Origin of the sequence: Peribacillus sp. NPDC076916 (assembly GCF_050269675.1) — a bacterium.
Taxonomy (GTDB): Bacteria; Bacillota; Bacilli; order Bacillales; family DSM-1321; genus Peribacillus; species Peribacillus aracenensis.
The window spans coordinates 415,539-429,520 of the sequence record NZ_JBNNIU010000003.1 but is presented as its reverse complement, the minus strand read 5'-3'; the positions used below and the strand labels follow the sequence as shown (position 1 = coordinate 429,520).

The window sequence follows — 13,982 nt, the reverse complement described above, 5'->3', positions numbered from 1 at the left end:
TTTGGTAAAGAATAATATCGGAGGTGCGGTATTTCATGAGCACAAACTGGATTAAAGTATTCATTGCAGCTTTTTTTGAAGTATTTTGGGTGATTGGCTTAAAACATGCAGATGACTTTTGGACTTGGTCTGGAACGGTCATTTCGATCATCATCAGTTTTTATTTGATGATAATGGCTGGCAGGAAGCTTCCTGTCGGAACGGTATATGCCGTTTTTGTCGGTATGGGGACGGCCGGGACCGTTTTTTCCGAAATCATTTTCTTTGGGGAATCCTTCAAGCTGAGCAAAACGCTATTGATCCTCCTCTTATTATCAGGAGTGATCGGCTTGAAATTGGTGACTGATGATAAGGCTGAGAAAGGGGATGAATCTTAATGGCTTGGGTCTCTTTAATCTTAGCGGGGCTATTTGAAATGTTTGGGGTTGCGATGATAAATAAATTGCACAAAGACCGTAATTGGCAATCCTTGCTGCTGTTATTCATCGGATTCGGAGCAAGTTTCCTATTTCTTGCTTTTGCCATGAAAACCTTGCCGATGGGGACGGCCTATGCTATCTGGACAGGGATCGGCGCATCGGGCGGAGCGATAATCGGGATGCTCCTCTACGGGGAATCCAAAGATTGGCGAAGGGTCATTTTTATAGCCATGGTCCTTGGCGCAGCAGTGGGATTAAAACTTGTTTCATAGCAATGAGTGCTGGTCGTTTTTCGTGGAAATTCAGAAGAAAAAAAGGAATAGGACACCGCAATTCTTTATAAAAGATTTAGAAAATCAGAGACGGCACATATATGTTCATTATGTGCCGTCTTTTCACCTAATTTGTTTTTCATGCGAAGGCCGAATTTCTTTTTATAAAAATTGACTTGCATCCATCTTAGTGGAATCTTTCCCCTTAACCTGTTTTAGCGTCGCTACTATAAGAAAGCTAACAATCACTAATAAGAGCCATGAACTTACCTTTCCTAGATGAACGAGACTCCATGCATCGGTTTGGTTTGGATATTCCCAAGCTCCAAAGAACGTTGCGATATTTTCGGCTATCCATATAAAAAATCCGATGAGAACGAATGAAAGTGCGATTGGCATACGATAATGAGTTCCGCCAACCTCGTATGTGACCCATGATCGCCAAAAGACGATGATGACAAGTCCAGATAACCACCAACGAATATCAATCCAATAATGGTGGGTGAAAAAATTCAAATAAATCGCAGCAGCAAGAGATACAACGGCCAAAAACGGTGGCCACTTGACCAGTTCAACCTTTAACCTCCTCCACGCCTGGCAAAGATAACTCGCTACACTTGCGTACATGAATCCGCTATACAGCGGCACTCCAAAAATTTTGAAATAGCCTTCCTCTGGATAAGTCCAGGAGCCCATATGTACCTTGAAAAGTTCAAGAGCAAGTCCAATAAGGTGGAACAGTGTGATGACCTTCAGCTCATCCTTTGTTTCAAGCCCGGAACGCACCATCCACCACTGCATCAGAAGGCAGATGATGAGCAGCCAGTCATACCGCGGCAGGAAGGGAAGCGGTATGAATTTTGTAATAGCCAAAGAGGCAAAAATAACGGCAGGGAACAAGCATGATAAAACCTGCTCCCAACCAAAACGAACGAGTTGTTTCAGTGCTCTCATGATTGGTGCCTCCATTTTTTTAATGGTTAAGTGACTCCCCTTTGCTGAAGTCTTTCTTGTTCTTCCACTTTTTCAATCTTGGGTGTCTTCATCATTTCGGTATTCTAATATATCTCCGGGTTGACATTCTAAAGCCTTACAAATCGCCTCTAAAGTTGTTAATCGAATCGCTTTTGCCTTACCGTTTTTCAATATGGAAAGATTGGCCATCGTTATTCCAACCCTCTCGGAAAGTTCTGTAACACTCATTTTCCTTTTAGCCAGCATCACATCAATATTGATTATAATCGCCAAGTTATTCACCTCAGACTATTAAGTCATTTTCTGATTTTATATCGATGGCTTCTTGTAAAAGCCTTTGAAGGACAGCAGCAAAGACTGCAATCACCATTGAAGCAAAAATAACGACCATTCCGATCAATATGATACCTGGGGCGTCATCCATTTCCGCTATGAGATAAAAGAGCGGCATGCCTACCACATACAAGCCACTGATTGTGATTGCACAATTTTTTATTGTCTTTAAAGCTCTTACAGATAATTCCGAGAAAGCTTTGTTCTTGTCAATATAACTTAAAAGTTTAAAGGCTTGGTATAGAGCAAAGTAAAATGGTATCACCGATGCATACAAATCGATTAAAACGAGATATTTCAAATAAGTCATATCCGGATATAATTCTGCTGCAAAGTTCGCTATCTCAGGCACAAAAAAGATGCACAAAGCAAGAACAGGCAGTCCAATAAGAAAGACAGCTATCTTTAAAAAGAGTGTTGTCCCTAGTTTCATAAAAAGCACCCCACTTATTTATTGTCCATTTAATTTATCATATGATTTATCGATTTACAATAAAATATTGTTGTTTTATATTATATTATTATTGTTACCTAAATATCCTTTTCTTTTTAAAAAAGAAAAGGCTGTTTTAGCATACGTTGTTGCTATTTACCAAGTAAAGCGGTGTGGTTGATTTCCCCTTCCAGATGCTCGCTTTCCGCGGGGCGGGCGGTGAGCCTCCTCGGCGTAAACGCCTGTGGGGTCTCACCTGTCCCGCTGCTCCCGCAGGAGTCTCGCACTTGCGCTCCAATCAACCTTAAATCGTTTTGTTTTAAAAACAACAATCTTTACGAAAAGAGCCAAAGAAAAAAAGCATTCCTCAATATAAAGAAATGCTCATGACTAGACTATTCAATTCATAAATTGTTCCTGTCTGTTAATAAGCTGCGTAACCGCATTCCCCTCCTTATATCATCAGGATTTCCCTGATATCCTCTTCTGTAAGGGCAGGCGGCGACTTGTCCCCAGGGTCGATGATTTCTTCAATTAGGTGTCTCTTTTTCTCTTGAAGTTCATTCATTTTTTCTTCGATTGTGCCGCGGGCAATAAGTTTGATGACCTGAACCTCATTCTTCTGCCCCATTCGATGGGCACGGTCCGCAGCTTGTTCTTCAACTGCCGGATTCCACCAAAGGTCATATAGAATGACTGTATCGGCACCCGTCAGATTGAGACCCGTACCGCCCGCTTTCAATGAAATGAGGAATATATCCCGTTCTCCCGCATTAAACCGATTGCAGATTTCCACACGTTCCTTTGATGGAGTTTGCCCATCCAGGTAGAAAAAGGGTTGTCCTTTCATGGCCAGATCCCTGCCGATAATTTGAAGCATTTTTGTAAATTGCGAGAAAATCAGCACCCGTCTTCCAGAATGCTTCGATTCCTCGACAATTTGCATCAGTTGCTCATATTTTGCTGAACTGCCTTTATATCCGTCCACAAACAAGGCGGGGTGACAGCATATTTGCCGAAGCCGGGTCAAGCCTGCGAGGATCCTGATCCGATTTTTCCTGAGGGTGTCCTTGTCCAGGTGTTTCAGCGTATCATGCCGCAGCTTCGCCAAATAGGCGCCGTACAGTTTCTTCTGATCAGGGAGCAGTTCCATCGATTCCAGGGACTCGATTTTTTCCGGTAGTTCCGCAAGTACGTCCTCTTTCATTCTCCGCAGTAAAAATGGGCGGATCCTGCGGGATATCTGCTTCCTTGAGAGGTTGCTGTACTCCTTTAATCCCATGAATAGTTCAGGGAATACGACGTGGAAAAGCGACCAGAGCTCTTCTAGTGAATTCTCGATGGGCGTACCAGTCAATGCGAAGCGATGTGCCGCCTTTATCTTCTTGGCCGCTCGTGCCGTTTGTGTCACTGGGTTCTTAAAGGCCTGTGCTTCATCAAAGAACACTGTATGGAAGTCCTCTTTTTCAAACGACGCGATGTCTTTCCGGAGCAATGGATAAGAGGTGATCACTACATCCACGTCACCCACTTCCTTCAGCTGCTTCGTCCTTTCCGTCTTGTCGCCATCCACGACGACGGCTTGGATATCAGGAGCGAATTTTGTGAATTCACTCAGCCAATTGTAGGTCAATGATGATGGGCAGACAATAAGCGCCGGAACCCTGTTCTTACGGATGTCAGGAAGCTCGGATAAAATGAACGTGATGCTTTGCAATGTTTTTCCCAAACCCATATCATCAGCAAGAATCCCGCCAAAACCGTATTGGGCAAGTATTTTCATCCATTTGTAGCCGTTTTTTTGATACTCGCGCAAAATCGGGTCCAGACTATTTGGCACCTCGAACTCCAAGGCGCCCGGATTCCTGATGTTATCCAAAAACTTCCGGAAGGATTCTTCCATTGTGAATGTCTGGCTGTCATTAACGGAATCAAGGAGCTGCAGCCCTTTTACGATTGGCATGTTCAGCCTGCTTTCCCAGTCTTCCTCCTGTACGGGCAGTGCATGAAGAAACCGATTGATTTCCTCGTATTCCCTTGTTTCAAGGGAAAGCAGCGACCCATTCCTTAAACGATAGTATTTCCTTTTTTCTTCAAGCGCTGCTAATACCTCACGTATTTGTTTATCTGGGATATCATCCATTTCAAATTTGAATTCGAGCCAATTAGTACGTTCCTTTTTAATTTTCACCGTAATGCGCGGTGCAGCATTCCCACGGGAAATTCGGTTTCTTACAGCGGTCGTGGCATAGATTTGCACCAGCTTCTGGAGTTTCGGAACGATGTGGTACAAAAACTCATACTCCAACTCTTCGTTATGCAAGAAATAGCCGCCGTCCGTCTTGGCAAACTGGCTATCCTCCATCAGCTTTAGTATCTCCGCCTCCTTCTCTACATCCCTTATCACCTTGGATTCCTGTTTTTCCAAAGGGTTGATCACGATATTCCCATATTGGAATTCCAGTCCCGCAAGCAGCCTGTTTTTCACACGATCCAAGTATAGCTTCGCAACCAGCGGTATCTTCAAGAACAATTCAGTGATGGATCTTGCTACATGGACTTTACCGAGTCTTTTCAAACCTGGTACCACTTTGTCCATGAATAATTCCAGCTGGTCATGATGGATTGGAATTTGATTCATCCCCGAATCCTCCATCATTTGCTTTAACTCTAAAAGGCGTTGGAAATCCTCATTTTCGAGCTGAACCAATTTCCCTTCAAATAGAACCAATGTGTATGCATTCATGACGATCATCTCGTGCAGCCTTTTAATAATCAGTTGATAACCTTTGGCCTCGCTTTCGGTAAAGTCAAACTGTAAAGGAAGCGGTCCGCTTGATACACGAAAGCCATTGAATGTAAGGCCGCCATAGGCAAGCTTCACCGATGGAGCCACTTCAAGGATGGGGACAAGCCTTCGAAAAGAAGATGGAGGCAAAAGTAATAAGTGATTGTCCAATGTGTATTCAGATTTATCCGTCAGGGCGTCAACATAGACTTTTTCATCCGATAACACTGTAATGAGCTCCTGAAGCACAGAATCATTTTCATTCTGAAAACAATGCAGCACCGGGTCATATATAAATGAAAGGGACACTTGGGCAGGCTTTCCTTCTTTAACTCGCTTCAGGAAATCCCGGACATTCGCCACATTGAAAGAACCGATTTTCATTTCCAGTCCTAACATATATTGATCCGTTCCCATCCATACCGGTTTACATGTAAATTCCGCTTCAAGCATCTTTCTTTTTTCAAAGTGGCGCTGATGACCGCTTTTGCGTACAGGCTGATTATTGAAAAGGGTCAGCAAGCCTTCTGACAACTTCTTATTGGCTGAAGCATCAGAGCTGTCTGCATTTAGGCCCTCAGGAATCGTCCCATCTCGCTGATGGTCGTAAACCGACAGCAGGACGGCTGCAATATGCTGGCAATCCCTTTGGAAGGAAGCTAGCGTAGGACAGCTGCATTTCGTCCGGAGGCCCCCGACAGCATCCACTTCAATCGTGACATGGAAGTTTTCCTTTCCTTTAACCGTTGCTTCACAACCATCAGGCAGATAACTTTCAAATGTCACTTTATTGGCACGATGAAAAGCTTCCCCTCTTTTGAAGGAGACGGCCCCGCACATGTCTTTTATGATTTTTTGATTCAATTTGATATCCAAATTGCCGCCCTCCTTCCGAGGTTTTTTGTTTTAGTGATTTTACATTCCGCTGAAAAATAAGCTCATTTTATCATCATACTATGAAATGGGTTTACGAGGTTGTAAAAAAGCAAAAAGACAAACTCCCACATTCAGAGTTCATCTCTATTTCAGCACCGGGAATTTGCAGTCATTGTTGTCCTTTCGTGTTGCCTTTCTTTTTTTTTCGATAAAAGAAGCTGAACAAAAGGAATACAAGAAGAATGAGAAAAAGGATAAATTCTGCAGGGTCCTTTACCAAAAATGGGTTAAAGGCATGCTTCATTGAATTATCCAAATCAAATCCCATTAATATATCCATACCTAAGGTTATGATCACTAAAGGGGCTAGGATCAAAACTGTAATACCAAAGAGTTTCATTTCTCATCAATTCCACCTTTTAGGAACTTATTTTGGTGCTTGTCTTCCTTTTTTTCGATTCTTAAAAAAGGCAATGATCAAGAGAAGCAACGGGATGATCACCTGAAATGGCAGATGGATGTAATTTGGTACGACATCTAGCCCTTCATAGATATGTTCCGTATAGCTGCTTGCCATAATAATCGAAATCAATAAAATGACCATGCCAACAGGGTATGCAAGTCTGGAGGGCTGTTTAACATTGAAAACATTCGCCGTACCCGTTACCGCTACATAAGTTAATACACTTACCTTGATGAACCCGCCAATCATCAACAAAAACAAGAAGTACACATCGAGACGTTCAAGAAAGCCAGCGACCTCTATGGACTGAATGAGGGTAAGAAGAGGGTATTGTGAACGTGTTGTAAGGTCCACACCAAGTACAGCAATATTCACAGCCATTATTATCGCGAGAAAAATACCGCTTGCCGCCAAGCTTCCTATCCCGATTTTTTTCAGTCGCTGAGGTTCTTTCATATAAGGAAAGATCATTAAAAAGACAATGACCTCGCCAAATGGAAAGAATACGGTTTTAGTCAAACCCATTTTCATCATCTCTGTCCCGCTGATTTCAAAAATGGGTTTTAAGTTGTTTAAATGGATCATGCCTGAAGCAATAATCAGAAATATGAAGGTCATTAAAAGTAAATTCTCCAAGACAAAGAATAGTTCCCCCGTCCTCGCCAATACTTCTATCCCTTTACGGACCGTATACACCACGACTGAAATGAATACAGCGTTCGCAAAAAATAACGGAATATGAGGATAGGCAAAAGTAAGCAGTGTATCTCCGAAATCCCTCAGACACCTTGCAGCAAGATAGATCAAATAAAGGATGTATAGAAAAGCTACGATCCTGCCTAGAAAATTTCCCAATATATGTTTTACAAACTCTGTTAACAGCTGCTCAGGGTAGTATTGAAAAAGGCCATAATAAACGAAAAATAATAAAAATCCGCCTATCATCGCAATAAGGATCACTAGCCAAGCAGCCTGCTTGGCTTCACCTGCAAGCGGAACCAAAAGTGCACTGCCCAGTTCAAACAGGAAAATAAGGACGAACAGCTGGTAAGCGCTGATTTTTGCCTTTTCCAAGAGGATGCCACTTCCTTTCCATCATTGATCACTCTTTTTTAAATTCGAAAGATACGGCTTATTACGTAATCCGGTACGGCGAATGAAAGTTTCTGCCTGCACATCTACTTCCAGTTCAGGAAAAGAAACATCGTCCCAGTTTTTTTCGATTTTCTTCCATTCTTTAGGGTGGGATTCGTGCATGATTTCACCAAATCCAAAAATATCGGCTTTATTTTTTTGTGCCCGAACGACCGCATCTTCCATCTCCTTCTTTAATTTCTTGGCTAACTTCTTTTCAATATCTATCAGAACATGCGTATCTGTTAGATTCAAAGGAACATTCACCTCCCGGATATCTCCTTCTGCACGGACCTTTATAAATACCTTAGGTTTTCCATTTTCCATTTTCACCGAAACGTTGGTTTTTTGACGAATCACCTGATAGGTGACTGCGTCTTTTTTACCCTCCCAATCAATATTTAACTGGGTACTTTTGATCCTATCCAATACCCACATTGACCCTATTGCCTTATTGCCATCCAGCCAGTCAATCAATTTTCCATCTTTAAAAACACCTATCCCTGCTGCATTAGGGTTTGCCTCAATATCCGAGGACATGGTATTCTCCATTTTATCTTCTTTACCTGTGTTTCCTTTCACGGTAAAGCCACTTATTAACGGTTCTTTCCCGGTACTAAGCAGATTTTTGATCACTTCTTGGAGATTGATGCTAATATTTCCCCCCTGAATTTTTTCAGTGATTTCAATCGTCCTAATGATTTTCTCAGCAGATACCTTATCGATTGCGGTTAACGTTTCGACAATATCTCTTGCTTTCACACCCCGGGCAATCACAATCCTCGTAGTTGCCCGGAATTCCGGTGAGCGCTCAAATGCGTCGAAAATATCGTTGAGGCCCTCCTCTTTTGCTAGTTCCTCACCGATGACAACGAGGTTGGCATGGGCAAAATACATATCCCGCGAGATTTTAGTTGAAGCGAAACTATCCAGTTCAAGCACAGTATCTCCGGTGGCCCTATAAATGGATATCGGTGGATTTGTTCCGCCGCCGCCCTGTAGAGCTCCCGCTACATTGCTTGGATTAATGATTTGGAACGTTCCCACTAACTTTCCTTCCTTATTTCTATCGAGTCCAACTGCCGAGACGATGGCCATTTCGTTTAACTCTTTTTTATCCCAACAGCCTGAGGTGAATGTAGTACAAATCACCATCAAGAACAGAATTAGCTTTTTACGATTCATTGCCTTCACCTTTTTTCTCGTCAGACGTTTTCATTCCACGTGATTCAGGAGGCAGGGGTCTTTGATTATCGCCTTCCCGTATCAGGTTATTTTCGTTGGATAATAATTTTGGCCTTTCCTTGAATGCCCACATAGGTCTTCTGAAGAATGTGTCGCCCAACCCTTCCGGATTCAGAGGGGCGAGCGGTGTCATATAAGGAACTCCAAGTGAACGCAAGCTGCATAAATGAACAATAAGGGCGATAAAGGCTAAAATCATCCCATAAAAGCCTAAAGTGCCGGCACAAATGATGAATCCGAACCGCACAATTCGGGCAGAAATCGCTATGGAGTAAGAAGGGGTTGCAAAACTGGCAATCGCCGTGATCGATACGATGATGACCATTGCCGGCGATACGATACCAGCCTGGACAGCCGCCTGCCCGATGACCAATGCTCCGACAATGGACATGGTCGAACCAACAGCCTTTGGCATCCGAAGACTTGCTTCCCGTAATATTTCAAAGGTCATTTCCATGAGAAGCGCTTCAATGACGGCAGGCAAAGGAACCGTTTCCCTTTGGGCCGCTACAATGACCAGCAACTTCGTTGGGATCATTTCCTGATGAAAAGTCGTGGCTGCAACATAGACAGCTGGCCCGACTATAGAAATAATGAAAACGATGATCCGTAAAAAACGTGTGGCAGAAGCAATGTCGAAGCGATTATAGTAGTCTTCGACCGATTGAAAAAACTGTACAAATATTGCTGGGGCCACCAAGACGAAAGGCGTTCCATTAACGAATATCGCCACTCTTCCTTCCAGAAGATTTCCTGCGACCATATCCGGTCTTTCTGTATGGTTAAGGGTTGGGAATGGGGTCATGACCTGGTCTTCTATCAATTGTTCAATATATCCTGATTCAAGAATGCTATCGATGTTAATTCGATTTAAGCGCTTCTTGACCTCCTCGACGATCCCTTCTTTGACAATTCCGTTTATATACATGATGGAAACGTCCGTTTTTGTCACCGTGCCAATTTTCATCGACTCTATCCATAAATCCGGGGTATTGATGATCCGGCGTAACATGGCGATGTTCGTTCCATTCGATTCCGTAAACCCTTCTCTTGATCCCCGGACAGTCAAATGCGTGCTTGGCTCCTGAATCGAGCGCTTTTCTCCCCCTCTTGTACTGGCAACCAGGGCGATGTTTATTCCATCAACCAAAATGATGCTGTCCCCTGATAATAAGGACAAAAACAATTTTTCCCAATCCTTGACGGTTTCTACACCACCGAGGGAAACCACGTCTTCAGAAATTATATCCAATGCTTGTTGTGGAAGCATTTTTTCTGATAGATGAGGATTTTTCATGATTGAATCAATTAAAAAGTCCGTAACGCTTGGATTATCAACCAGACCTTGCACATACAAGATCGTTGTTTTCATCTCCGGATTTTGACCGATTTTCAACGTTCGGATAATGATGTCCGGACTGTTTCCCGTCTTTTTCTTCACGATTTCCAGATTGGCAGAAATGGAACTTTCAATATAATCAGGCGTTTGGCTTTTGGATTGATTGTCATCTTCCTTTTTCTTTTCACGTTGCTTCACTTGTCTCTTTTGTTTGAAAAAAGAAGCCATAGCACCGAACCTCATTCCTTTTTCGTTTCACTCATTTTGTCCAAAGCACTTCCCCTTTATTCTGAGTTCAGCCGCCTTCCTTCCATAAGAAAAAGGCTGTCGCAATGACAGCCTTTGGTGTTCATTTTCGGTTATGTAATGAAGGTGCCGACTCTAACGGCCCAATCAACTAAACTGAAATTATACTTTGCCTTTATTCCTTCTTAAAATCAAAACAACGAAAATAATGAATAGCAAGGCCAATATCGCATAAACGATGTTAGAATAAATGTCCATATACCCTACAATATCTTCCCACGAAGATCCAACAGCTGCCCCGATATTCACTAAAATGATGTTCCAAATCAGTGTTCCGGCTGTTGTGTAAAGCAGAAAGAGCCAAAAGCTCATATGGGACATGCCTGCCGGAATCGAAATCAGGCTTCTGATCAGCGGAACCAATCTGCAGAAAAACACGGTCCATGCCCCGTACTTGTCAAACCATGAATTCGCCTTATGGACGTCCGGTACTGTTAATCTAAGAATATGGCCCCACCTTTCCACGAACTTTTCAATGACCTTCACATCTAGAAGTAAACCAATTCCATAAAGGACTACTGCCCCTGCCACTGACCCTATAGTCGATGCGATCACGACGCCCATGATCGTCATGTTCGCTGTAGTCGTCATGAAACCGCCAAAAGTAAGAATGACCTCAGACGGGATCGGCGGGAAAATATTTTCCAATGCTATCAATAGAAAGATTCCCATATACCCAAAATCATTCATGAATTCCGTAATCCAGTTTTCCATTTAATACGCTCCTAACTTTCTTGAATCAACAGCTGACCTGTTACCTGCCGTCTGCTTATCCTGCTATAACCTTGCTCCCTTTATTAACGACCTTTGTTCTTCCGCCGGTCTTGATACCTTTGGAAAAACCAAATGGAAATCGCAATCCAACAACCACCTGCCAAATATCCGGCAATGATATCACTAGGATAATGGACCCCTAAATATATTCGGCTTATACCGATCGAGAGGATCATCATCATGCTGAATAGAATCAATAGAATCCTCGCCCACCTAGCGGTAATGTGACGCCATAGCAGAAACGTGAGAATACCGTATAAAGAGAATGCATTCATGGCATGTCCACTGGGGAAACTGTACCCCCCTATTTCGATGAGCCGATGTAGATCGGGCCGGGCGCGTTGAAAGAATAGCTTAACCATCAAATTGAGAAGAGGTGAACCAATCATGACTGCAGTGAATAGGACTAGTTCCAAACGATGCTTCAAAACCCTATATAAGAAAAACAAAATGACCAAGGAAAGGATGATTATGGAACGGGTTGAACCTATGTAGGTAAAGAACTTCATGATGTCCGTCAGCGGGGGAGATTCCATTCCTTGCACCAAGGAAATCACATCTTGATCAAATTTCAGGTATTCATTTGCACTTATGGTAAATGCCATGAAACTGAACCCGATCAAAGAAAGTACACTTATTATAAAGGCAATGGTTAATTGCTGCTTTAATTTCATAATAACATCCTTTCACTTTTTAAAACCGTTTCATTTGGAAATTTCCATTTTACCATATCTTCTTCATTGAAAGGTTAACGTAAATGCTTGATCGCCAGTCAACCTAATTCGTTACTTTATCATACTACTCTATTCGTCATTGTCACCTCAACTTCAGGTTACTATAACATTTCCTGTCGACCGTTTCAGGAAGTGGCAGGAACATGTATGCCATGCGTCCCTGCTAAAAAGAAAAGGCTGTTTTCGCATACTTTGTTGCTATTTACCAAGTAAAGCGGTTGGTTGAATTCCCCACCAGATGCTCGCTTTCCGCGGGGCTGGCGGTGAGCCTCCTCGGCGTAAACGCCTGTGGGGTTTCACCTGTCCCGCTGCTCCCGCAGGAGTCTCTCACTTGCGCTCCAACCAACCTTAAATCGTTTAGTTTTTTAAAAACAACAATCTTTACGAAAAGAGCCAAAGAAAAAAACCTTATGCAGGCTAGTGCACAAGGTTTTTTCGTTTCTTAAACTGTAGGGAACGCCCTAAGCGGCAGTGATGTCAAAGTTTGCCCGGTCGCTGAATCGGTAAGATTCTCTTCTAGCTGAAATGATGGCACCGCTTCAATATGCTTGAATTTCTTCAGGAATGCAGTTAGCGCAATCTTTGCTTCCAGTCTGGCCAACGGCGCTCCCAGGCAGAAATGAGGGCCATTTCCGAAGGTAAGATGTTTCTTATTATTAGGGCGGTGGATATTAAGGGTGAAGGGATCTTCAAACATCTCTTCGTCCAAATTGGCTGCACTCATCCAAACAACAACGTTATTCCCTTCTTTCAATTCCACTCCCAATAGATTGTTATCTTCCTTTACGGTGCGATCCAATTTAATAAGATTGAATCGGAAACGGAGCATTTCTTCGACCGCCTGCTGAACCAGATCCAGGTTTTCATGTAACTCTCGATAAACCTCTTTGTCATCGTATAGCAGCGAATAAAAGCTATTGGCCAGTAAATGACTTGTTGTCTCGACCCCCGCTCCTAAAATCAGCATGGTCGTCCGGACAACCTCATCATCCGTAAACATTTCCCCATCCACTTCAGACTTCAATAGATCTGAAATGATATCATCCGCCGGGTTCAATCGTTTTTGCACAACAATCGGATACAAATACTGATAGTATTCTTTTGCTGCCACTTGCTTCAATTCATTTACTTCTTCTTCTTTTTCTTTATCAAACGGAAGGAATAAGATATCCACCCATTTCTTAAACAATAAACGATCTTTCGAGGGAACGCCCATCAAATCCGACATGACAATGATCGGAAGCGGACTCGCCAATGATTGCACAATATCGATTTCCGTGTCCTCATCCATTTCTCCGATCAGTTCATCAGCAATCTCCTGAATGCGAGGTTCCCAGTTTTGAAGACTTCTAGGTGTGAATGCTGCGGCAAGCAGTGAACGGCGTTTTCTATGCTCAGGTGGATCAGCTTCAGTGATTTGGATCTTTTCAGGCACAGAACCTTCATCACTATCCGTTCCAACCGAAATGGTAGTCCGTTTCCGAACACTTGAAAAATGTTTATAATCACTGAGAACCCGCTTCACATCTTCATATTTAAAAACATTCCACGTATCCGTTCCTTCGTGATAACTTACGGGGTCATTTTCTAGCATCTGTTTACACCAAGCGTACGGACTAAATTCCTCCGTCCGTGTTTTAAACCTAGTAATTTCTTTTACTGCAATAACTTCTTTCATGATACCGACTCCTCCCACTTCTCAAAAGTTACCTAACAAAAGGATCGGATGTTCAGCTTTCTCCATCTCCGCCGATTTGTTATAGGGTCGAGCATTCCTGATAGACTTTTTCATGGAATCCTTAAATACACATCTATTCCATTATAGGGTAAAACACCGCAACAAACCATGCATCTTCCATACCAACAGCCGTACATGAAATTTGCACCACTA

The 13,982-nt window shown here is 42.8% G+C and carries 12 protein-coding genes; 2 read left to right on the top strand and 10 right to left on the bottom strand.

The features are described from left to right. Nucleotides 1-35 precede the first annotated feature (35 nt). Nucleotides 36-377 (top strand): DMT family transporter, encoded by a 342-nt coding sequence (locus ACQKFG_RS11620; protein ID WP_063232562.1) that lies wholly within the window; start codon nt 36-38, stop codon nt 375-377. After that, nucleotides 377-691 (top strand): DMT family transporter, encoded by a 315-nt coding sequence (locus ACQKFG_RS11615; protein ID WP_192206196.1) that lies wholly within the window; start codon nt 377-379, stop codon nt 689-691. Before ACQKFG_RS11620 ends, ACQKFG_RS11615 begins: the two co-directional genes overlap by 1 nt. A gap of 162 nt (nt 692-853) precedes the next feature. On the opposite strand, the gene ACQKFG_RS11610 is transcribed toward ACQKFG_RS11615, so the two are convergent. From ACQKFG_RS11610 to ACQKFG_RS11565, 10 genes are all read right to left on the bottom strand, one after another. Beyond that, a complete protein-coding gene (locus ACQKFG_RS11610; RefSeq protein ID WP_427559040.1) occupies nt 854-1,645 on the bottom strand; it encodes a DUF817 domain-containing protein in 792 nt (263 codons plus the stop codon). A 72-nt stretch (nt 1,646-1,717) separates the two neighbouring features. Further along, entirely contained in the window at nt 1,718-1,939 is a 222-nt protein-coding gene (locus tag ACQKFG_RS11605; protein WP_063232556.1) for a helix-turn-helix domain-containing protein, read from the bottom strand. A 10-nt stretch (nt 1,940-1,949) separates the two neighbouring features. Beyond that, nucleotides 1,950-2,432 carry a DUF2975 domain-containing protein gene (locus ACQKFG_RS11600; RefSeq protein ID WP_427559037.1) on the bottom strand — a complete coding sequence of 161 codons (483 nt, stop codon included), beginning with the start codon at nt 2,430-2,432 and terminating at the stop codon, nt 1,950-1,952. 454 nt (nt 2,433-2,886) lie between these two features. After that, nucleotides 2,887-6,096 (bottom strand): SNF2 helicase associated domain-containing protein, encoded by a 3,210-nt coding sequence (locus ACQKFG_RS11595; protein ID WP_427559034.1) that lies wholly within the window; start codon nt 6,094-6,096, stop codon nt 2,887-2,889. Between the two features lie 427 nt (nt 6,097-6,523). Then, nucleotides 6,524-7,633 carry a GerAB/ArcD/ProY family transporter gene (locus ACQKFG_RS11590; protein WP_427559031.1) on the bottom strand — a complete coding sequence of 370 codons (1,110 nt, stop codon included), beginning with the start codon at nt 7,631-7,633 and terminating at the stop codon, nt 6,524-6,526. A 21-nt stretch (nt 7,634-7,654) separates the two neighbouring features. After that, complete coding sequence (locus ACQKFG_RS11585) at nt 7,655-8,878, bottom strand: Ger(x)C family spore germination protein (protein ID WP_427559028.1); 1,224 nt, start codon at nt 8,876-8,878, stop codon at nt 7,655-7,657. After that, complete coding sequence (locus ACQKFG_RS11580; RefSeq protein ID WP_427559025.1) at nt 8,868-10,505, bottom strand: spore germination protein; 1,638 nt, start codon at nt 10,503-10,505, stop codon at nt 8,868-8,870. The genes ACQKFG_RS11585 and ACQKFG_RS11580 overlap by 11 nt, the downstream gene beginning before the upstream one ends. Before the next feature lie 180 nt (nt 10,506-10,685). Further along, nucleotides 10,686-11,297, bottom strand: coding sequence for a DedA family protein (locus ACQKFG_RS11575; RefSeq protein WP_342614351.1), 612 nt, complete (start codon nt 11,295-11,297; stop codon nt 10,686-10,688). An 83-nt stretch (nt 11,298-11,380) separates the two neighbouring features. Beyond that, nucleotides 11,381-12,031: a phosphatase PAP2 family protein gene (locus ACQKFG_RS11570; protein ID WP_342614352.1), complete on the bottom strand. Its 651-nt coding sequence runs from the start codon at nt 12,029-12,031 to the stop codon at nt 11,381-11,383. A 502-nt stretch (nt 12,032-12,533) separates the two neighbouring features. Continuing rightward, nucleotides 12,534-13,772, bottom strand: a complete 1,239-nt coding sequence (locus tag ACQKFG_RS11565) for a cytochrome P450 (RefSeq protein ID WP_427559707.1) — start codon at nt 13,770-13,772, stop codon at nt 12,534-12,536. Nucleotides 13,773-13,982: the final 210 nt, after the last annotated feature.

Excerpts from the sequence above, each read along its gene's own strand:
- ACQKFG_RS11620 (WP_063232562.1), top strand. The coding sequence starts at position 36 with ATGAGCACAAACTGGATTAAAGTATTCATTGCAGCTTTTTTTGAAGTA.
- ACQKFG_RS11615 (WP_192206196.1), top strand. The coding sequence starts at position 377 with ATGGCTTGGGTCTCTTTAATCTTAGCGGGGCTATTTGAAATGTTTGGG.
- ACQKFG_RS11610 (WP_427559040.1), bottom strand. The coding sequence starts at position 1,645 with ATGAGAGCACTGAAACAACTCGTTCGTTTTGGTTGGGAGCAGGTTTTA.
- ACQKFG_RS11600 (WP_427559037.1), bottom strand. The coding sequence starts at position 2,432 with ATGAAACTAGGGACAACACTCTTTTTAAAGATAGCTGTCTTTCTTATT.
- ACQKFG_RS11585 (WP_427559028.1), bottom strand. The coding sequence starts at position 8,878 with ATGAATCGTAAAAAGCTAATTCTGTTCTTGATGGTGATTTGTACTACA.
- ACQKFG_RS11580 (WP_427559025.1), bottom strand. The coding sequence starts at position 10,505 with ATGGCTTCTTTTTTCAAACAAAAGAGACAAGTGAAGCAACGTGAAAAG.
- ACQKFG_RS11575 (WP_342614351.1), bottom strand. The coding sequence starts at position 11,297 with ATGGAAAACTGGATTACGGAATTCATGAATGATTTTGGGTATATGGGA.
- ACQKFG_RS11570 (WP_342614352.1), bottom strand. The coding sequence starts at position 12,031 with ATGAAATTAAAGCAGCAATTAACCATTGCCTTTATAATAAGTGTACTT.